Here is a 19,641-nt window from a genome sequence, read left to right as displayed (position 1 = left end):
GAGAGCAAACATGGCTGATACATCCGTAAAATTTTTTCACTCTGAAATGACTGGCGCACCGACGTTAAACGGACTGGCCGGATCATTGATTAATGTGCTCAACGCCTGCCTGATTAATGGCTTTGGTTTGAAAAACGTCGACACCTGTACTGTCACTGGTGGTGTTGCAAAGCTCAACATCAGTACCGGGCACTCCGCAGTAGTTGGAAGCGTTATCCTGGTCGCCGGGGCGACGCCAGCGGCGTTAAACGGTGAGCAGCGCGTCACTGCAACTACAACGACATCGATCTCATTTGCAACATCGGTGACAGATCAGTCTGCGACCGGCACGATCACTGTTAAACAGGCTCCAGCAGGTTGGGTATCGCCATTTGTGGGTACGAACCTCGCTACATATAAATCACCCGATCTGGCAGCGACAGGTTGCGTATTACGTGTGGATGATACGGCGACCAGATCTAGCCGCGTCGTTGGCTATGAAACGATGACTGACATTAATACAGGAACTGGCCCATTTCCAACATCAGCACAGCGCACCGGCGGGTCATATTGGACAAAAAGTAGTTCTGCAGATGCGGTGACCAGATCGTGGATCTTAGTTGGAGATGCACGGTCATTTATCTTTATCAGGACGTATTCAGCTGGTTCGATGGCGAATGAGGTGACCACGTTTGGTGATATTTCAACGCTAAAAACGCCAGATCCGTATGCGTGTATTTTAACTGGGATGCCATCTGATCAGGCTGCTAACAGCCCAACGAACAATGCTAATTTATGGCTGAGTGAGATTACAAAAAATGAGTTGTACATGCCACGTTCGTACACTGGTATTGGTACTGCTGTACAGATGTCAAAATCCTCACCCGCGTTCACGATGTATAACACCAGTTGGATATCTGGAAATAATGCGCTTGCTTACACGCCAGCCTATCCCAATCCCGTCGATGGCGGTGTGTATTTCAGCCCACTGTATTTTTTAGAAAATAGTGGTACCGCACTGCGCGGGATATGCCCTGGTTACTACTTTATTGCAAATAATGTCACGACCAATACGTTTGCAAATAAGGATCAAATCACTGGTGTTGTTGGCATGATCGGTAAGACGATGCTGTTGCACTATGCCAATAATAATGGTGGATACGCAGCGGTCGACATTACTGGCCCGTGGAGATGATATGGCGCTATTTTCAATGATCCAGCTTTTTACGCCAGTCAGATTGCCAGTAGTTACTGTCCCGAAATTCATACTGATGGACGATGTTAAAAATATTGCGGACATGCAGGATGGAGGAAATGGAAAAATCACCGGAACTACCAAAGTCAAGGGATCTCCTGACGTTGCTGTCAGTCGCCGTGTCAGGCTGATACGGGAGCGAGACAGTATCTGCATTCGTGAGGTTTGGAGCAACCCTGTCACTGGCGCATATCAGTTTTTAAACATCAATCCTGCGGTCGTTTATACCGTCGTCACATACGACCACACCAAGAATTACCGTGCTGTGATTGCCGATGGGTTGGTGCCGGAGCTGATGACATGATCGAAATATCGACAGATATTGCCAATGCCAGACTAACTGCAGTATTGACCAACTTGGACACCGGCGCTGGCAATGCGCGAATCCGTGTATATGACGGGGCGCGTCCGCTTTGGGGAATCGCTGCGGGTAACGTGCTGGTCGAAATTGTCCTGAATAAACCGTCAGGCGTTGTCGATACTCGCGTTTTGACATTAAGCGCGAGTAATGCCGGGTTGGTATTGAAGACTGGTACGGCGACATGGGCGCGAATTTTCAACGCAAACGGCGATATTGCATTCGATGCTGACGTGAGCGATCAGAACGGCACCGGTGATATACGGCTGTCAAAAACGACGCTGTACGAAGGCGGTGAAGTGTCGGTTTTATCTGCGAAATTGCGATGATCATTGATGGTAATTTCGTATTCAGAAAACCTCCGATCGGTAACCCGGCGGAGCTGCTGTTTAACGATGAAACAGATCCGGCGTTAAATGTTTCTGTTGTCATTGATGCGACGTTACCAGCATTGTCTGCAGAGATTTTATTCAAGCAGACCATCAAATATGAAGCACAGGCAGACATCACGTTATCCCCGCTGTCGAGCGACTGTACTTTGCAGTATGTGTCCGGTGTGTCGAGGCCAGTTGTCGGTAAAGCTGCGAATCATTGGTCAGTAGCAGATCGTCATACAGTCAGCAACCGCAGCCAACATGCAGAAAATCTGCCAGAACGGTCTGTTGGCCATGTGACGTGGAATCCGGCCAGCCATGTTATCTCAGGTATGCAGTCGACGATTAAACATAGCTTGGCCGCGTCCCGTACCGACAACAATATCATTATTCAAAATGCCAATCACACCATTAATCGGGCTATCAGCCGGTGGCAGCAAATGCTCGGTTCGTCACGCTTATCAATCTCTAGCCAAAGCCAAAATGCAGTTGCCATTGCAGAAAAAGTAACGGTATCGCACCAGGTCATGCTAACGCAGTCGCGTCCGCAATCAATCCACCGCCATGCAGAAACGATACGACATGCGCAGGTTATTGGTAAGCGGATGTCAGTCGCTGTTACGTTAAATGATCAAGCGTCAGCCAGACACCAGGATGCAAGAAAGGCTCCGCTCGGTAAATCAAAGCCCGCCGTGCCACCGGTAGTAACGCCGGACTATACACCATCCGGGCTACTGCTGTTTTATGAAACGTTTGGTGATTATCGGGATCTGATTTTTCGCCGGACGCCAACATTTGTTCAAACAATTGTTGTCCCTGTTAAACGGAGCTATATCGTGTTAAATGAAGTTGAATTACGTCGTGTAGACGGAAACTATTTGCTGCCAGCGACATCGTTGCAGTTAAAAATCGATATGGACAGCTGGACGTGGTCGTTTTCGGCATCGTTACCGCGATCAGCTATGTCGCTGGTCGAACCAGGTTCAAACGGCGACATTGTTATTTTGGACGCCAAAGTGAATGGACAGCATTATCAATTGATCGCGGAAGATATCCAAAGTGACAGGCAGTTTGGTCAAGCGACTATTTCTGTGTCTGGCCGTGGAATATCCGCGCAGCTGTCGGATAAATATAGTCCAACTTTAACGTTTGCCAATAGTACAGACAGAACTGCACAGCAACTGATGAACGATGCGTTAAAACTCAATGGTGTATCACTGGGTTGGGAAGTTGACTGGCGCATTGAAGATTGGCTGGTTCCTGCCGGAGCTTGGAGCCACTACGGTACGTATATGTCTGCCGTGAATGAAATAGCTGCTGCTGCCGGAGCATTTATCCAGCCTGATCCGGTCGCTCAAATATTGAGAGTCCGTGCCAAGTATCCGAGTGCGCCATGGAACTGGAATAGCACGACGCCCGACATTGAACTGCCATCCGCCGTTGTGACAAAAGAAGCAGTCAGTTGGACAGATAACCCGGTTTATAACTCTGTTTATATAAGTGGATCGAACAGCGCCGGTATTCTTGGCTACGTTAAACGCCAAGGTACAGCGGGTGATAAGTTAGCACCGATGATCACGGATGCCTTGATTACCAGCCCAATTGCAGCAAGACAACGAGGAATAGTTACATTAGCAGAAACCGGACGTAACGCGCTCTATTCGTTAAGCCTGCCGGTGCTCGCAGAAACAGGAATTATTGAACCCGGCAGTTTTGTCCGATACGTTGACTCAAATACGGTAAGGGGCATCGTTAAAGGTGTTGCAATCAATGCATCTGGAAATGATGCCAAGGTGCGGCAAACGATAGAGGTACGTACTCATGGCTAACTTATTCAAGGTATTCAAAGACCTGATACCAGACTACCCATTATTTGTCGGAACTGTTGTTACTGTAGAAACCGGAAAATGCGTCGTTCAGTTGCCCGGCGGAGCGTATTTAACGGTACGTGGTGATGGTGCAGTCGGACAAAAGGTATTTATCCGTGATGGAGTAATTGAGGGACAGGCACCGGATTTAACGGTGCAAGTGATTGAAGTTTAAGAACAGAGCGACCTGGTCAGTGCGGGAACACTGGCCAAGCCATCTGATTGCAGCACTACCTGCGCACAAACCAAAGGCTCTGCCACCCCGTACGGAGGCGGCGAATCTTAGCACAGGGGCGTTAAATGCAGGATATTCGTTGTGGTAATTGCCACAAAAAGTTAGGAATAGGTAAATTCAGCCGGATTATTATCAAATGTCCACGCTGTAAAGTAATTAACCAATTGAGCGCCGAGAGCGCCGATCCAGAGCAGCCGAGAGCGCCAATTGGAGTAATACCGTATGACAAGTCCGATAATCCCATGGATGGGCGGCAAACGCCGCTTAGCCGATAAATTGATCCCATTGTTTCCTAAGCATGAGTGCTATGTTGAGGTCTTTTGCGGTGGGGCAGCATTGTATTTTATGAGGCCGGTGCCAGCAGCTACCGAGGTGGTCAACGACATTAACGGTGAGCTGATCAATCTTTACCGCGTCGTACAGCACCACTTGGAAGAGTTCGTCCGGCAGTTTAAATGGGCGATCAGCAGCCGTCAGATATTTAAATGGCAGCAGATGACGAAGCCAGAGACGCTAACAGATATTCAGCGAGCAGCAAGGTTTTACTATCTTCAACAGCATGCCTTCGGCGGTAAAGTGTCTGGCCAGAACTTCGGCACCGCCACGACTGGCTCACCGATCAACCTATGCCGGATTGAAGAAAATCTGAGCGCCGCGCACCTGCGTCTGTCAGGAACGTATGTCGAGAACCTGAGCTGGCAAGACTGTATGAAGCGCTATGACCGCGCCCACACGTTCTTTTATTGTGACCCGCCATACTGGGAGACCGAGGGATATGGTGTCGACTTTGGCTTTGAACAGTATGAGCAAATGGCGGAGTTCATGCGTACCTGTAAAGGAAAAGTGATGGTCAGTATCAATGACCATCCGGCGATCAGGGAAGTATTTAACGGTTTAACGATGATGGAGCTGGATATCAAGTACAGCGTATCTAATGCCCACGGCACACCTCAAACAAGTCAGGAGCTGGTGATTATGAACTGGGAACCATCTATTATGGATAGCTTGTTTTAATTCATATAGAAATGAGAAAAGCCACAAGAAGTAGCTTTTCTCATTTATTAAAAACGACATCATGTCGTAGAGTCTGTGGAAGTTAGAAGATTATTTTGTTCTAGTAACTTACTTAGTTGTTTTCGTCTGATTCGGTGCTTTAGCTGGCGTCGTTGACGATCCACCCTCAGGAGGTTTTGGTTTAAGCGGTTTGGCACCTAGAAAACTATCTTGCGCGATTCCGTAAGGAACTACATTAGATTTTTGGAGCCTGTAAGAATTTCTGTGTGAACCGGGGTCATGAAATAATACCGAAAGGGATTTGCCATGACCGATACGATGACCACGAAAAAACCTCGCAAAAAGAAAGAACCATACGAGCAATGTCCACATGATTCGCTCAACGGGATGACACCTGTTGAATACCGATTATTTCATCAACCTCAAAACTCTAGTAATACCTGGCACTGATTGGGGGAGGTTTACACAAGTATAGGAGATGCCGGTTTTAAGTGTCAATTTGAAAAAACAGTACTTAGCTGAAACTTGATTTGGGGCAGTATCCCCCTCCCCTAACAAACTCGCAGCATAACGAAAACTTCAGCCATTTTGACCTAAATTCGAAACAATTTGCCTGACGATGACATCCGTAGAAAACAACTCTTCCGAAATTATTTTGCAACGACCGGCAATTTCGTTTGCATTACTCAATTCGTCCACTAACGCAAACAAACTCATTTTCAAATTTGGAATAGACCTGTCAAGACAAACGCTGCCGATCCGGTTCTGCCTGATCAGGGTTTCCAGATCGTTACCGGGATTAATCAAAGCCATTACAGGCAATCCGGCCTGCATATAGGTCAGGAATTTGCCGGGGATATTATGGGTCTTATGGCGCGGGTCCAGGGCGACTATACCGGCATGGCACTGGGCAAATAGGCCAGGAATTTCGGTCGGATCAATTTCATCAAAAAACAAGACGTTTTCCAAGGCATTTCGCTGAGCATACTCTCTCAACTGCACCACATCCGAACCGCGCCCGACAAACAGGAAGCCGATATTTTTCCGGTCCTGCACATCTTTTGCCAGCTCCAGCAAAGTCATCATCCCCTGTGCAACTCCCATATTGCCGGCGTATACAAAGATGTTTCTGCCGGCCAGCGATGTTTTGGCAATGTCGATGGTGCAGCCGGTGTTGTCTGCCGGAGATAGCCAGTTCTGTAAAACTTCGGTCTTCCCATGGGCCCGACCAAGTTCACGGTCAAAATACGGCAGGTTGGCAGGGGTCTGAACCCCGATCATATCTGCAACACTGTACTGGTAACGCTCGATCATTTTGAAGCAGCGATAAGGCAAACCGCGCCCCATCAAGCCCATGTCAACCGCCCACTCAGGAAAAATATCTCGGATGATCAGGTAACTTTTGCAATTGCTGGCAATTTTCAGCGCTTTGGCGATAGGCCCAAGAAAAATGGTTGGTGCATACCAGACCACACCATCCCATTTTGTATTCGCATACGGACTCCCCCTCAAACTTCTGAGCATTGAGAACGGCATCAGGAATTCGTTAATAGTCCGGCGGACGTAAGAAATATCTTTGGTTTTCGGTGCCCGCAAACGAAGTACCTTCACTCCCTGCAACTCTTCCAACAACCAGGGTGCTGAAATATCCGACGAAGGAATCATTACCACAATCTCATGGCCCTGGAGAGCAAACTCTATCGACAGATCACGTAGCTGAACGGCACCAGACGAGCGAAGCGGCGGAAAAACATCGGCGATTAAAGCAATTTTCATTTAACAATCAATTCAAGTTATTGATTTAAGGTTTTCAGAAATTTCAATGTTTCCTTCCACCAGTCCGCATTCGGATCCCATTCTTTCTTGGGCTCATAATTCCAGATGACCATGCCATCAGCATTCGCTTTGCAAGTTTCCAATTCCATGCGCCAATAATCGGCGGGAATGTAAGAATCCTTCAGACGGCGATTGCTTTCATGATATTTTGGCCATAAAAAGCAATAAACCGGTTTATTGAATTTTCTAGCGTGGCGCAAAGTTTCAACAGCATAGGTTTTCCAGCCATTTTGATCTTCGTAGAAGGTATACAAAGATGGATAAATAGCATCTACGAACGGAGCGAAATCCGTTTTGACAAGTTCGTTATATTCTCGCCACTTTTGATGTTGATCCGCTTGTCTTGGGTTGACCAGCGGCCAGTAAGTTTGCATTGGTGCCACGCCGTAATATCCGAATTTCAGATCACGCTTCAGCGATTTCAATTTCTGAATCACATCTGTAGCTTTGGCCAAAGACGACTTGTTGCCACCAACATCACCAAACTTTGCAGGCCATCTTTCGATATCGATGACTATTGGTAATTTCGATGCAGGCGTCTGTTCCAAGAGCGTTCGTAACTCTTGGTCAGACACCATTTGATCCGATTTTACTGAAGGCAAAATTGAAGACTCATAAAGTATTGGAGTGTAAGGAACTCCAAACTCACTCAAGTCCACTTTATTTTTGTAATTTAACGATTGAGTAACAATAAAACCCGGCTGATGATCGGCGGCCAAGCTTAAATTGCAAACAATAAAAGAACTCAAGGTTAAAAATATAAATTTTTTACTCATCATCATCTTCTCCAAATTCTCGAAATCGCCGCCCTTTGTTGCAACGACAAAAATTGTACGATCTCTCACTGGAGAGTTCAGTGTGCCTGATTTTTTATTGGAAGATCAATATCTCTTCCAAACAACTCGATTCACATAGTCGGTATAGCTATGAATAATCCGTACGACCTTCTCCGATACATTCGGCATGCTGTAATCTGCTACCAGCCTGAGGCTGCGTTCCGTGCCGCTTAACTGACTGTTCAAAATCGCCAGACCCTGCTTTACCCGATCTACTTCCAGACCCACCATCATGACAGCGGCCTCTTCCATGCCTTCCGGACGCTCGTGAGCCTCGCGCAAATTCAGCGCAGGAAAATTCAGGATCGAGGACTCTTCGTTAATCGTTCCGCTATCGGACAAAACCGCCTTGGCAGATAACTGCAATTTGACGTAGTCGTGAAAACCCAGCGGTTTCATCAGACGAACCAGTGCATTGAACTTGCTGCCGGTAGCGTCAATCCGCTTCTGAGTCCGAGGATGCGTTGAAACAATCACCGGCAAACCATATTCTTCAGCAACCGCATTCAATACGGCGACCAGTTTAGAGAAACTCTGAGCGGACTCAATATTTTCCTCACGATGTGCACTTACCACAAAATACTGACCAGCCTGCAGGTCCAGTTTGCTCAGCACTGCAGATGCCTCGATTTGAGGGCGATAGTAGTTCAGTACCTCAAACATAGGACTACCGGTCTTGATAACCTGATCTGGCGGCAAACCTTCGCGCAGCAAATACTCTCTTGCGATCGAGCTATAGGTCAGATTGATATCGGCAGTATGATCTACAATTCGCCGGTTGGTCTCTTCAGGAACACGCTGATCGAAACAGCGGTTACCAGCTTCCATGTGAAAAATAGGAATTTTCCGTCGCTTTGCAGGAATAACCGACAGGCAGCTATTGGTATCGCCCAACACAAGCACCGCTTCCGGTTTGACCTCGTCCAGCACACGATCGACCGCAATAATCAGATTGCCGATCGTATGCGCAGCACCAGTACTGCCTTCTGCGCTATTCAGGAAATAATCAGGCTTGCGAATCCCCAGATCATCAAAGAATACCTGATTCAGTTCATAGTCATAATTCTGGCCGGTATGAACCAGAATATGCTCGCAATGCTGATCCAGTTGCGCCAGAACGCGAGACAAACGAATAATTTCTGGCCGGGTTCCGACCACAGAAACCACTTTCAATTTTTTCATAATCAAACCTTGTGACTGATCGTATCAGGCGCCTGCCGATCAAAAATTTCATTGGCCCACAGCATAACGATCATCTCGGTATCACCAATGTTGGTAATGTCATGCGACCATCCGGGAACTGTCTCTACGACTTCCGGTACAGCACCATCAGTGAATCTTTCAACATATTCACCGGTTACAATGTGTCTGAAACCGAAGCGGGCTTTTCCCTGAATAACCAGGAATTTTTCATTTTTGGAATGATGATAATGTCCGCCGCGCGTAATGCCAGGGAAAGCTGTAAAGAAAGAAAACTGACCAGAATCTTTGGTTTTCAAAAATTCCACAAACCGCCCGCGCGGATCGGCATGCGTGACCAGAGGATATGCAAATTGTTCAGGCTTTAAAAAACTCAGATAAGTCGAATACAATGCACGCGTCAAACCGGTGCCTACGGCCTCTGACACCAGGCTGTTGCGGCTTTCCTTGAATAATCTGATCTGATCGGCTAATTCGCCGACTGTAATCGAGTAGTTATGCTGAATTGCCGGGAAATGAACACCGGAATTTGGCTGATCCAGATTGGCAACAAAACTCGAAATCACATCATCGATATACACCAGAGAAATACGCGCATTCGGATCATTGATCTGAATAGGTAAATCATTGGCAATATTGTGGCAAAAGGTCGCTACTGCCGAGTTGTAATTGGGCCGGCTCCACTTGCCGAATACATTCGGCAAGCGATAAATATAGACTGGCGAGTTAGTCTTGAGCGCAAATGCTTTCAACACATCTTCAGCACCACGCTTGGAGAGCCCGTAAGGGTTCTCCAGATCCGCCTGAATCGAAGATGTGTAAAGAATCGGGATTTGTTTTCCGGACGCTTCGACGAGCTGACAAAGTTCTTCGGTTAATCTTGTGTTTCCGGTTTCGAATTCAGAAAGGTCTTTTGGCCGGTTCACGCCAGCCAGGTGAAAGATGAAATCGACCGCGGCAATATCCGACGCCAAATCTGCGATTTTCATCTCACGCGTGAAACTGAGCGTTTCAATCCCTTTTTGATGCAGATGCACCAACAGGTTTTTGCCGATAAATCCATTGGCTCCGGTAATCAGAACACGCATTTACGCCTCCGGAGGAAGGTATTCACCACGGGTTTGAGCTTGAATGAACGGCAATTTCAGCAACAGCTTTTTCATGCCCTCAACATCCAGGCGAGTTGTATTATGAGAGTTGTAGTCGACCGCACCGGAAATCTTGTGCTCCCCCTGCTCAACGAATTTGCCGTAATTCAAATCGCGTAAATCCGGAGGAATACGGTAGTAATCACCCAGATCCTCAGCAGCCACCATTTCTTCCCGACTCAGCAAGGCTTCAAATAGTTTTTCGCCATGACGGGTACCAATCACATTAATTGGATGCTCAGGTTTATGAACCAATTGCACCAGGGACTGAGCCAAAGTGTGAATTGTTGCGGCAGGTGCTTTCTGTACAAAAATATCACCCGGGTTTCCGTTATCGAATGCATACAAAACCAGATCGACCGCATCATCAAGCGTCATCATGAACCGCGTCATTTCCGGGTCGGTTATGGTAATCGGCTTGCCGTCGCGGATCTGCTCGACAAACAATGGAATAACAGAGCCTCGGGAAGCCATCACATTACCGTAACGGGTTGCACAGATCACTGTACTTTCAGTGCCGCGCGATTTGGCAACCACAACCTTTTCCATCATGGCTTTGGAAATACCCATGGCATTGATCGGATATACGGCCTTGTCGGTGCTCAGACAGACTACCCGTTTAACACCGGAGCTGACCGCAGCCTCGAGTACATTCTCAGTACCGAGCACATTCGTTTTAACCGCTTCCAGCGGATAGAATTCACAGGAAGGCACCTGCTTCAGTGCTGCTGCGTGATAGATGTAATCCACGCCACGCACGGCATTCAATACCGACTGATAATCGCGCACGTCACCGATATAGAACTTCAGTTTCGGATTGTTATAGCGCTTGCGCATATCATCCTGTTTTTTTTCATCACGACTGAAAATACGGATTTCTTTCAAATCGGATTCCAGAAAACGGCGCAGCACCGCATTACCGAACGAACCGGTTCCACCGGTAATCAATAAAATTTTGTCTTTAAACATAGTCAAATCGCGTTAAGAGTCCAGATCTCGTTTAAGAGCTCGCCGGATAAATTCATCTCTTTGGCTGATATTAGGATAATTGATTAAAACAGCCTTAAATGGGCCTTTAAACACAAAAAGACTACCGGCAGCAGCACCGACAACACCGCAAGTTTCAATCAATTGTTCAATATCAGCTAAAGTGCCTGCCCCGCCCAGAATAGTGATTGGTATTTTCACAATATCTCGGATTTTCTTTGCCAATGCCAAGTCATAGCCGTGCATTTTTCCATCGTGATCAATGGAATTAATGATGATTTCGCCCGCCCCCAGTTGCTGAATCTGCAAGGCGACATCGATAACATTTTTTTTCGTATTTACTTTCCCGTTATGGGTATATACGCTGTAATCACTTCCAAAAATATGTTTTTTTACATCCAGAACGACGGCAACACTCTGACTGCCGACATCTTTTGCCAACTCCGACACCAGACTGGGATTTTCAAAAAAAACGGAACTCAGGGCTACTTTTTCTACACCGAGACTGATAATTCTTTTTGCCTGTTCCTTGGTCTTGACGCCCCCGCCATAACACAGCGGCATGCGACATTCTGCTGCGAGGTTTGCAATCAGTTTGTAATCAGGCTCAACGCCGTTTCCTGATGCATCAATATCCAGGACAATCAGCTCATCGGCTTCTTTTTCATTGAAGATCTTGACTGCATTGATGGGATCACCGACGTACTTAGGATTTTTAAATCCAACAGTTTTAACCAGTCCACCTTCATGCACGAGCAAACAGGGAATAATTCGAGGTCTCAGCATAGCTCACACGTTTGCAAAATTCTTCAATAACGCCGCGCCAAAATGATGGCTTTTTTCCGGATGGCATTGGGTGCCATACACATTTTCATTACGGATTACGCAACTAAACTTGATTCCATACTCTGCAGTAGCAATGCTGTGTTCCGGATCCAGGCAATCAAAATAAAATGAGTGCAGAAAGTAAAACCGCATGCTCTCCGCCATGCCATCAAATAATGGATCGTCGGTTTTGGGAACAACGTTATTCCAGCCCATATGCGGAAGAGGAGGACAACGATCCTGCAAAGCCGTATTAAAATTCCTTACATGTCCGGGCACCCAAGCTAGTCCTTTCGAAATACCTTCCTCACTGTCGTTAGCTAAAATTTGCATTCCAACACAAACCCCGAGTACTGGCACTTTTTCATGCATTACCATTTGGTCGAGCATGTCTTTCATACCTGAATTTGTTAACAAATACATGGCATGATCAAACGCACCGACGCCAGGCAAAATCAGCTTGCTGGCATCGCGTAAATCGTCAACAGATTTTGCCGGCAGCGCGGGTATGTTCATGCGCTTGTACATATTGACAAACGCACTCACATTACCCAAACCATAATCAATGATTCTGATCATCGGATAATCGCCCGTTGAATTCCAAGAGCGCGCAATACCTTCGCCCCCAAATCAATTACCGCCATATTGGATTTGTAATCACGATAAGTTTTATTCTCACCGTGCATAATTTCTTTCAACTCATCAACCGTTAAATCCAGCTTTGTCGCAACGTACTCAAAGTCCTGGGCTAAGGTTTCATCGTCATAAGCCTTAACAGCAATTTTTGACAGCGCTTCGTCGCGGGTCATCTGGCCGGTAAGAATCAGACTGGAAAAATGCGCCCTTCTTTTGTCGAAACCAAACTTTGTCGGTAACCAATAACCTTCGTAGAATCGGGTAAATCTCGATTCATAATGCTTATGGGCATACTTCTGCCAACCGTACAAATCCACCAGCTCCTGCATTGCTTTTTCCTTAATGAACGGAACGCAATTGAGTGGTTTGATGACCTGAATTTTATTTACAAATCTATAATAAATTTTATATGTAAAAATATCACATAAAGGGAAGGTCTTCAGGGGTCGTTTGCCGAACTTTTGATGTATATCTTTTAATTGTCGTAAATCAGACGCATGGTAGTGCCATTCCAGTGGTTCACGTACGCATTCGGTAGAATAATTTCCTCCATTCAAAATATATTTAAAGCCGTTTTTCGCGGCAAAATTATATGTAGAAGCAAAAAAACCGTGATCCTGCGGTGTGTCGATGTGAGGCACCTGTGCTTTAAAAAAAGCCAGTTGCAAATCCTTCATTTCCTGCCAGTTAATGACTTCGGTATGAAGGTCAAAACCCAGACCATCGACCAGTTTTTCGATATTGTTGACCGCTTCCTGGGAGTTCCAGCCTGCATCAACATGAAACAGCAATGGACGCAACCCATATTTTTTTGCGACATGGGCAACGTAGGAACTATCGACCCCACCGCTGAGCCCGATCAGACAGTCGTGTTCCCTGTCTTTACCATCCCGCTTGATTTTATCGACTATCCCTAGAAGTTCTTTTTCTCCAGTAGCATCCGGGTGCCAATGAGGAAGAATTTCTTTGTAATAATTATTGCAATAATCACACAATCCCTTCTCGTCGAAGGTTATATTTGAATCGCTAGTATCCATAATGCAATTACTGCAAATACAGTAGTTCTTAGACATATTCCTGCCGATAAGTTACTTCTATAATTTTTCTTTTAATGAAAGAGCTGGTTTTTCGATCAAAAACCATGAAAGTATGGCCACACAAATAGTGAGTAATAATACGAATGCTACTGATGCCTGATTGGAATATGCATGCTTGTACATCACCCAGTTCAAGATCGGCATGTGAAAAATATAAATGCCATAGGAGATATCATTTTTTCTAAGGATTTTTTCAGATAGGCCCGGCTGTGAAAATGCCAATTTAAAAATAAGCAAAACCAGAAGCAGATAATTCACCGGCCCGATATCGTTTCCCAAAGATCCCAAACCAAAACGGACTGTGCAAAAACAGCTGAGCAAATACAAAAATAGCAAAAGCCATAAGTTTGCATTCAGAATTTTTTCCTGCAATTTAGGCAACTCAGTAAATAAGGCTCCTCCGATAAACATATATATCCAGGGTATCGAACTCACTGAATATAATTTAGCAAAAAATTCACCAGGTACAAATGGCATGGCTAAATTTGCGGCAACACCCGTCACTAGCAATGCTGCCCACACCCATTTTTTTTTCAACACCAGAAAAGCAAGTACTGGCGTAATAATATAAAACTGTAATTCAACGGAAATTGTCCACAAGCTTCCGTTCATAACCCCCACACCATATTGACGCAGAAAATCCGGGTTATAAAACTGGACGATACTCAACTGTGCTAACACCCATATAAAAAACTTCTGGTTGAAAATAATTTCCGTGGTCAGAAACCCAGTACTTGCGGCGAGGCCAATAGATACAAAACAACAGATAATGAGTGCGGGAAAAATCCGTAGTACTCGGTTAACCGCAAAATTATAAAGTAGCTTACTTCTCTTGTATGACGTGAATATTAAAAAACCACTAATAAAGAAAAATATGGGTACCCCAGGAAATATGCTTAAGAAATCAATATAGTTAGTACCGACCTCAAAATGAACCAAGCAATGTTTGACTGCAACTTGCAATGCTGCCAATAACCTTATAAGGTCAAAATTATTAACCCTTATTTTCATTGCATCATTCATTTTTTATTAATTTGTGTCTGAATCATAAATATTTCAGAGAATAGCCTCAATAAAAGTAATTTTGAGGCATGATCGGGGTAAACTTATGATGGAATACCTCAAAACCACTACATTAGTTAAATGCTAGTGTTTTGTTTATCAAATTATTCCAGTTCAACATTTTATTTGTAACCCGCCCTGCAGCTTCACGCATATCTGAACGCACACCATCATTCAGGGCTAAATAGTTAATTTTTTCAATCAACTCGTCTTGCATATTCTTCTGAGGGTTGATAATTAAAATATTTCCTTCTTCATTCAAATACGATACCTCTTGCCTGGAATTGGTAAATGAACTCCACTCACCGACCACCAAAGGTAAATTCATACTGATAGCTTGCTGCCACAATATCGACTGGCTGGCCGGAAAAACAGCGAAATCCGCCATGTCGAAATGCTCGTAGACACCAACTGAATTTTGCCATCCAACAAATTTTATGTTTTTGTTTTGAGAGGCTTTCTCTTCCAGCATTGCACCATATGCGGCGTGCACTCCTGAGGCCTGGCCAAGAATGATTAAATAGATATTCGGATTGTTTATCTTACATACCGCATCTATCAGCTCTTCGGTTCGTTTAAGTGGGTCTAGTTTTCCTCCGGAAACAATCACAATTTTATCGTCCCCTATTTGATACTTTTCCCGCAGCTTTCGACGAGCGCCCGCTTCGCGAACTGCAGACCCGAGATCCGTATCTGCACCAAGCGGTAATAAATCCATTTTGTCATACGGTACTGCATAGACCTCGTGTAAAAACTTTGCTCCGGCCGGCACAATCGGGAAAATCTTGGATAAATAAGGTAACGCCCGGTCGAGAAAATATTTGCGAATTACTCCATGCAAAATTTTCAAAGACAGAAAATTCTTTCCGGAATTACTATAGTCTGCGTGGTAATCCATAATCATCTTGCAGCCAGGATTACGCTTCAGATAGTCGATACACTCCAGAAGATTCAACATGATGCAATGCAGATAAATCAGGTCCGGTTTTTCTTCCTTCAGAATCTGGTCTAATTTTTTGTAGGCTCTGAGGCGATTAAGCAGGTTATATCTGTACGGTAACTTGATAATTTTGGCGCCATGATCATAGTATGTTTTCTCAGGTACCGAGTTATCATGTTTATCATTGTAGTAATCGAAAATTGACTCAAATGTCGAAGTCACAACTGTGACCTCATGACCATGCTTTCGATAATACTTAACCAGTAAATTTTCCTGATATTCCAAATTCTCGTTATAGAATTCACAAAGCATAAAAATTTTCATTTTGATTGGCCCAAACGAGGAATAGTTACGTTCAAATAGCGTGCAAAAGTGCCGAGTGCGATCGGAAAAATCTGGTGAGTAAAGTGCTTGGAAGTCAATGCCAGAAATGCTGTTAATACAAACAAATACAAAGCCAGACGATAATCGGGGTTAACACTTTTCCGTTTGAAATTCATTAGCAAATAAATCAATGGAACTGCAATTAATCCGGCATAAACGATAAATCCGATAATTCCCAAATCAACCCAAGCAGACAAGCCATTATGAATATGGTGTCCCAATTCGTAGCTAGCGAAATCGCCCCAAATCGGGTTATCATAAATTGTCTTCATACCCTGCTCAAACATGTAAGCACGAGCCAGACGCGAGACGTCCCCCTCAAAATCGCCAAATAGAAACACGTTTCTGTTGTTCGGAAATTCCTCAGCAATCCAGTCACTTGCCAGATATAGGCCAACAAGCATTGCGACGAAAATGATCGAAATGGTTCCGCGATATTTCGACGTTGCGACCTCCAGCACGACAAATGCCCCAAAAACGCCAATAAATTCCGAACGCGCGCCAATCACGAATAATATAAATCCCCCGACCAGGAAGGTCAGGAAGCGTTTTTTTGCAGAAGGGATCGTCGATAACAGGTACAAAAATACAAGGCTGTAAACGAAAGCGTAATTTTGGTGATTTGCGAGCTTATCGTCTTGCAGCTCTATTTCAGCAGGCACAAGGCGAAATGCACCATCTTCGATATTTAACAAAACAATTAATGTCATCACCGAAAATGAAATCAGCAGCGTGCGCAAAGCTTTTTCGCTGGTGTGCTGATATAGAGATCCAAAGATGTAAAGTACGCCGAATTGCAAAATAATGCCTAACTGCGGCACAGCCACTTCCATGTCGGTACCGATAGCGATATTAAGCGCAACAATACACAAGTAATAAAGTAAAAATACCCAATAGATAATGTTGAGAGTGAACGCCGGACGTACCGAATTTGAATATCGGTGTAAGTAGACAAAAAAGATTCCCGGCAAAACAAGTAGTGCCATCAAAGAAGAATAGCCACCTAAAAAACTAGGTATATATTCCAATGTGGCCAAGGTGTGATACAAAAAAAAACCGGGGAACAGAACCAGATATACAAGGTTCATCCGGCGAGCCAGACGGATAGATTCGGTCATTTTACTTAAACTCTGATAACTACTTTAATGGCAACAATTAATATCGCCACTAATACCCATGCAAAAACAATTGGCAACGATCTTTTTAATGAATGAAATATCTGCCCACCTTTAATGTGCACAAGTCTCATTACCAAAAGCAAATAAATTAAATAAAATACAATTCCTGATAGTGCATAAAATGCTACAAAATACTGATTACTGAAAATAACAGGTAGAAATACTGACCCAACCCGCAAACACAGGCCCGATAGTTGTAAATACATTGCAGCACGTTGATGCCCTGTCACATATAGTGACATAGATACAGGTGTTACCAAAAACTGCAGCACGTACCACGGAGTGAGAATTGCAACAATTTGCCCTGATCGTTCCCAACCAGGGCCAAAAATAATACCAAACACATTAGGCGCAATAATGCCAAGGGCTAAAAGAGGCCCTACTCCGGTTTTTGCAAGTCCGCCGAATACTTCAACGGTAAACTCCCGCAGTGTTCCTGCAGAAAATTCACCTGGTGCCTTGGATAGATAAACCTGGCCTATCGCTGCACCGAGTAGAGCCATCGGGGCCTGCATTACGGTGGTAGCCAATGCCAGGTAACCAACTTCAGGTTTTTCAGCAAATGACGATATCAGAATCACTGGCAACTGAATCGCAGCAGCATTGCATAGTGCAGAAAACGTAGAATATTTTGGATAATCCGAAAATTGCAGCCAGGTAGCCCTTAGCCCGCTTAAAGAAAAATGCGTCTGCCGAAAAGTGCCTTTTGTATGCCTCAGAAATATCAACATCAGCCCGGTAAAACAAACAAACAAATTCGTAAAATAGCCCGTCAGTAAGCCAATATACCGGATTGGCGTAAAACCCATACCCAGTTGCACTCCGATCCCAGAAGCAGTCTGGTAGATTTTATTCCTTGAAATGACAGAAAAGCTTTTATTACGGATAAACCAGTTCTGTAGTGCACTACTCCAACAAGCAGCCAGGCCTGCTAAGGGGATTAACCAGGCGATATGACCGATTCTCTGCAATCCGAATAAAGAGAAAATATGCAGCGGAATAAGTAAACTAACCAAAACAAACAACAAAAAAACAAAAAAAGAACTGATAAACGCCAGTATCAGCAATGATTTTGCCTGTTCATCATCCTCCGGAATTGAAATCGCCACATCAAATCGCAGACATCCAAATGCACTGATAATTGCTGTCGCACTGGTCAGAACTGCCAGAACTGCAAACTCCTCGGCTTTATAAAGCCTGGTCAGAACCGGCATTGATAACGCGGTCATCAGATGAGCAAAGACCGCACCGCCTATTAAAATAGAAACAGGTTTGAGGAAACCAGCGAATTTGGATTTCATGAATTCAAGACAATCTTATTACCAATAACTATTATTGAAGAGCATTAATGATGTTATCGATAACGATCTTTTGGTCTGAAGCCAATATATGTGCGCTTAAAGGTAGGCTCAAAACTTTCTGTGCCAAAGCATCACCAACTGGCAACGCACAGCTTATGTCAGCCAGCGCAGGCTGCTGATTAAGCGGCATTGGATAATGAATTGCAGTCGGAACACCCGCAACGCTCAACTGCTCAACCATTTTTTGACGGTTTTCGACTTTAATCGTGTATTGCGCCCAAGCACTAATATTAAATGACTCCACCTCGGGCATACCAATACCGGCAGACCGTAAACTGGCTGTATAGAAGTCAGCCGCTTTCTGTCTTAATTTGATTTCTTCATCCAACACCGCCAGTTTTGGCAATAATATCGCCGCCTGAATAGTGTCCAGGCGGCTGTTCACACCGACCCTGACGTGGAAATATCGTTTTTCCTGACCATGCCGGGCAATCTGCCTGATTACTTTTGCGAGTTCATCGTCGTTGGTGAAAATCGCGCCGCCGTCGCCGTAACAGCCCAGCGGCTTGCTGGGGAAAAAACTGGTGCAAGAAATCAGAGATAAATTACAGCTTTTCTTACCTTTGTATTCTGCGCCAAAGCTTTGTGCTGCATCCTCGATAACCGGAATGCCAAACTTGGCAGCGATCTGATTTATCTGATCATAATCAGCGCATTGACCATACAGGTTAACCGGAATGATTGCTTTTGTTTTTGGCGTTATTGCAGCCTCCAACAATTCTGGATTGAGGTTGCAAGTCACTGGGTCCACATCGACAAATACCGGTTTGGCACCCAGCAACGCTGCTGTTTCTGCCGTTGCGATATAAGTAAAACCAGGAGTGATCACTTCATCCTCAACCCCTATCCCCAACGCCATCTGGGCGATTTGCAATGCATCCGTCCCATTAGCTACGGTAATGCAATGTTTGGAACCAGTATAGTTCGCTAGTTTTTCTTCCAGTTCAGCCACTTCCGGACCCAAAATGAACTGTCCATGGTCAAGCACACGCTGGATACGCGCATCGATCTCAGACTTCAGTGCCCGATACTGAGATTTCAAATCAATGAATTCCATAATCATCTGAA

20 protein-coding genes are annotated in these 19,641 nt (G+C 44.9%); 7 read left to right on the top strand and 13 right to left on the bottom strand.

What is annotated here, in order from left to right:
- Positions 1 to 10 precede the first annotated feature (10 nt).
- From ACPAOP_RS16090 to ACPAOP_RS16060, 7 genes are all read left to right on the top strand, one after another.
- Positions 11 to 1,174 (top strand): hypothetical protein, encoded by a 1,164-nt coding sequence (locus ACPAOP_RS16090; RefSeq protein ID WP_423708690.1) that lies wholly within the window; start codon positions 11 to 13, stop codon positions 1,172 to 1,174.
- 1 nt (position 1,175) lies between these two features.
- Positions 1,176 to 1,538, top strand: coding sequence for a hypothetical protein (locus tag ACPAOP_RS16085; RefSeq protein ID WP_423708689.1), 363 nt, complete (start codon positions 1,176 to 1,178; stop codon positions 1,536 to 1,538).
- Positions 1,535 to 1,921 (top strand): hypothetical protein, encoded by a 387-nt coding sequence (locus tag ACPAOP_RS16080; protein ID WP_423708688.1) that lies wholly within the window; start codon positions 1,535 to 1,537, stop codon positions 1,919 to 1,921. The genes ACPAOP_RS16085 and ACPAOP_RS16080 overlap by 4 nt, the downstream gene beginning before the upstream one ends.
- A complete protein-coding gene (locus ACPAOP_RS16075; RefSeq protein ID WP_423708687.1) occupies positions 1,918 to 3,795 on the top strand; it encodes a hypothetical protein in 1,878 nt (625 codons plus the stop codon). The genes ACPAOP_RS16080 and ACPAOP_RS16075 overlap by 4 nt, the downstream gene beginning before the upstream one ends.
- Positions 3,788 to 4,009, top strand: a complete 222-nt coding sequence (locus ACPAOP_RS16070) for a hypothetical protein (RefSeq protein ID WP_423708686.1) — start codon at positions 3,788 to 3,790, stop codon at positions 4,007 to 4,009. The genes ACPAOP_RS16075 and ACPAOP_RS16070 overlap by 8 nt, the downstream gene beginning before the upstream one ends.
- 125 nt (positions 4,010 to 4,134) lie before the next feature.
- The gene (locus ACPAOP_RS16065; RefSeq protein ID WP_423708685.1) at positions 4,135 to 4,344 is read left to right on the top strand and encodes a Com family DNA-binding transcriptional regulator; all 210 of its coding nucleotides are present in this window, start codon (positions 4,135 to 4,137) and stop codon (positions 4,342 to 4,344) included.
- Positions 4,292 to 5,083, top strand: coding sequence for a DNA adenine methylase (locus ACPAOP_RS16060; RefSeq protein WP_423708684.1), 792 nt, complete (start codon positions 4,292 to 4,294; stop codon positions 5,081 to 5,083). Before ACPAOP_RS16065 ends, ACPAOP_RS16060 begins: the two co-directional genes overlap by 53 nt.
- Before the next feature lie 579 nt (positions 5,084 to 5,662).
- On the opposite strand, the gene ACPAOP_RS16055 is transcribed toward ACPAOP_RS16060, so the two are convergent.
- From ACPAOP_RS16055 to ACPAOP_RS15995, 13 genes are all read right to left on the bottom strand, one after another.
- On the bottom strand, positions 5,663 to 6,859 hold the full coding sequence (locus ACPAOP_RS16055; protein ID WP_423708683.1) for a glycosyltransferase family 4 protein: 1,197 nt from the start codon (positions 6,857 to 6,859) through the stop codon (positions 5,663 to 5,665).
- 17 nt (positions 6,860 to 6,876) lie between these two features.
- Positions 6,877 to 7,695, bottom strand: a complete 819-nt coding sequence (locus ACPAOP_RS16050) for a hypothetical protein (protein ID WP_423708682.1) — start codon at positions 7,693 to 7,695, stop codon at positions 6,877 to 6,879.
- A gap of 105 nt (positions 7,696 to 7,800) precedes the next feature.
- Entirely contained in the window at positions 7,801 to 8,937 is a 1,137-nt protein-coding gene (wecB, locus tag ACPAOP_RS16045; protein ID WP_423708681.1) for a non-hydrolyzing UDP-N-acetylglucosamine 2-epimerase, read from the bottom strand.
- Positions 8,938 to 8,939: 2 nt separating this feature from the next.
- Positions 8,940 to 10,043, bottom strand: a complete 1,104-nt coding sequence (gene wbjC / locus ACPAOP_RS16040; protein ID WP_423708680.1) for a UDP-2-acetamido-2,6-beta-L-arabino-hexul-4-ose reductase — start codon at positions 10,041 to 10,043, stop codon at positions 8,940 to 8,942.
- On the bottom strand, positions 10,044 to 11,072 hold the full coding sequence (locus ACPAOP_RS16035; RefSeq protein ID WP_423708679.1) for a polysaccharide biosynthesis protein: 1,029 nt from the start codon (positions 11,070 to 11,072) through the stop codon (positions 10,044 to 10,046).
- A gap of 12 nt (positions 11,073 to 11,084) precedes the next feature.
- A complete protein-coding gene (locus ACPAOP_RS16030) occupies positions 11,085 to 11,876 on the bottom strand; it encodes an AglZ/HisF2 family acetamidino modification protein (RefSeq protein WP_423708678.1) in 792 nt (263 codons plus the stop codon).
- 3 nt (positions 11,877 to 11,879) lie between these two features.
- On the bottom strand, positions 11,880 to 12,494 hold the full coding sequence (hisH, locus tag ACPAOP_RS16025) for an imidazole glycerol phosphate synthase subunit HisH (RefSeq protein WP_423708677.1): 615 nt from the start codon (positions 12,492 to 12,494) through the stop codon (positions 11,880 to 11,882).
- Positions 12,491 to 13,624, bottom strand: a complete 1,134-nt coding sequence (locus ACPAOP_RS16020) for an N-acetyl sugar amidotransferase (RefSeq protein WP_423708676.1) — start codon at positions 13,622 to 13,624, stop codon at positions 12,491 to 12,493. Before ACPAOP_RS16020 ends, hisH begins: the two co-directional genes overlap by 4 nt.
- A 21-nt stretch (positions 13,625 to 13,645) precedes the next feature.
- A complete protein-coding gene (locus ACPAOP_RS16015; protein WP_423708675.1) occupies positions 13,646 to 14,671 on the bottom strand; it encodes an acyltransferase family protein in 1,026 nt (341 codons plus the stop codon).
- Positions 14,672 to 14,783: 112 nt separating this feature from the next.
- A complete protein-coding gene (locus tag ACPAOP_RS16010) occupies positions 14,784 to 15,974 on the bottom strand; it encodes a glycosyltransferase family 4 protein (RefSeq protein WP_423708674.1) in 1,191 nt (396 codons plus the stop codon).
- Positions 15,971 to 17,152 (bottom strand): hypothetical protein, encoded by a 1,182-nt coding sequence (locus tag ACPAOP_RS16005; protein WP_423708673.1) that lies wholly within the window; start codon positions 17,150 to 17,152, stop codon positions 15,971 to 15,973. Before ACPAOP_RS16005 ends, ACPAOP_RS16010 begins: the two co-directional genes overlap by 4 nt.
- Before the next feature lie 5 nt (positions 17,153 to 17,157).
- Positions 17,158 to 18,513, bottom strand: coding sequence for a lipopolysaccharide biosynthesis protein (locus ACPAOP_RS16000; RefSeq protein ID WP_423708672.1), 1,356 nt, complete (start codon positions 18,511 to 18,513; stop codon positions 17,158 to 17,160).
- A 31-nt stretch (positions 18,514 to 18,544) separates the two neighbouring features.
- Positions 18,545 to 19,630 carry a DegT/DnrJ/EryC1/StrS family aminotransferase gene (locus ACPAOP_RS15995; protein ID WP_423708671.1) on the bottom strand — a complete coding sequence of 362 codons (1,086 nt, stop codon included), beginning with the start codon at positions 19,628 to 19,630 and terminating at the stop codon, positions 18,545 to 18,547.
- Between the last annotated feature and the right edge of the window lie 11 nt (positions 19,631 to 19,641).

The organism is Undibacterium sp. WLX3042 (assembly GCF_049544825.1).
In the GTDB taxonomy this organism is placed as follows: Bacteria; Pseudomonadota; Gammaproteobacteria; order Burkholderiales; family Burkholderiaceae_D; genus Undibacterium.
The sequence above is the reverse complement of the archived record's forward strand: the minus strand, read 5'-3'. Positions and strand labels throughout refer to the sequence as shown.

Excerpts from the sequence above, each read along its gene's own strand:
- ACPAOP_RS16090 (WP_423708690.1), top strand. The coding sequence starts at position 11 with ATGGCTGATACATCCGTAAAATTTTTTCACTCTGAAATGACTGGCGCA.
- ACPAOP_RS16085 (WP_423708689.1), top strand. The coding sequence starts at position 1,176 with ATGGCGCTATTTTCAATGATCCAGCTTTTTACGCCAGTCAGATTGCCA.
- ACPAOP_RS16080 (WP_423708688.1), top strand. The coding sequence starts at position 1,535 with ATGATCGAAATATCGACAGATATTGCCAATGCCAGACTAACTGCAGTA.
- ACPAOP_RS16075 (WP_423708687.1), top strand. The coding sequence starts at position 1,918 with ATGATCATTGATGGTAATTTCGTATTCAGAAAACCTCCGATCGGTAAC.
- ACPAOP_RS16070 (WP_423708686.1), top strand. The coding sequence starts at position 3,788 with ATGGCTAACTTATTCAAGGTATTCAAAGACCTGATACCAGACTACCCA.
- ACPAOP_RS16065 (WP_423708685.1), top strand. The coding sequence starts at position 4,135 with ATGCAGGATATTCGTTGTGGTAATTGCCACAAAAAGTTAGGAATAGGT.
- ACPAOP_RS16060 (WP_423708684.1), top strand. The coding sequence starts at position 4,292 with ATGACAAGTCCGATAATCCCATGGATGGGCGGCAAACGCCGCTTAGCC.
- ACPAOP_RS16055 (WP_423708683.1), bottom strand. The coding sequence starts at position 6,859 with ATGAAAATTGCTTTAATCGCCGATGTTTTTCCGCCGCTTCGCTCGTCT.
- ACPAOP_RS16050 (WP_423708682.1), bottom strand. The coding sequence starts at position 7,695 with ATGAGTAAAAAATTTATATTTTTAACCTTGAGTTCTTTTATTGTTTGC.
- wecB (WP_423708681.1), bottom strand. The coding sequence starts at position 8,937 with ATGAAAAAATTGAAAGTGGTTTCTGTGGTCGGAACCCGGCCAGAAATT.
- wbjC (WP_423708680.1), bottom strand. The coding sequence starts at position 10,043 with ATGCGTGTTCTGATTACCGGAGCCAATGGATTTATCGGCAAAAACCTG.
- ACPAOP_RS16035 (WP_423708679.1), bottom strand. The coding sequence starts at position 11,072 with ATGTTTAAAGACAAAATTTTATTGATTACCGGTGGAACCGGTTCGTTC.
- ACPAOP_RS16030 (WP_423708678.1), bottom strand. The coding sequence starts at position 11,876 with ATGCTGAGACCTCGAATTATTCCCTGTTTGCTCGTGCATGAAGGTGGA.
- hisH (WP_423708677.1), bottom strand. The coding sequence starts at position 12,494 with ATGATCAGAATCATTGATTATGGTTTGGGTAATGTGAGTGCGTTTGTC.
- ACPAOP_RS16020 (WP_423708676.1), bottom strand. The coding sequence starts at position 13,624 with ATGTCTAAGAACTACTGTATTTGCAGTAATTGCATTATGGATACTAGC.
- ACPAOP_RS16015 (WP_423708675.1), bottom strand. The coding sequence starts at position 14,671 with ATGAATGATGCAATGAAAATAAGGGTTAATAATTTTGACCTTATAAGG.
- ACPAOP_RS16010 (WP_423708674.1), bottom strand. The coding sequence starts at position 15,974 with ATGAAAATTTTTATGCTTTGTGAATTCTATAACGAGAATTTGGAATAT.
- ACPAOP_RS16005 (WP_423708673.1), bottom strand. The coding sequence starts at position 17,152 with ATGACCGAATCTATCCGTCTGGCTCGCCGGATGAACCTTGTATATCTG.
- ACPAOP_RS16000 (WP_423708672.1), bottom strand. The coding sequence starts at position 18,513 with ATGAAATCCAAATTCGCTGGTTTCCTCAAACCTGTTTCTATTTTAATA.
- ACPAOP_RS15995 (WP_423708671.1), bottom strand. The coding sequence starts at position 19,630 with ATGGAATTCATTGATTTGAAATCTCAGTATCGGGCACTGAAGTCTGAG.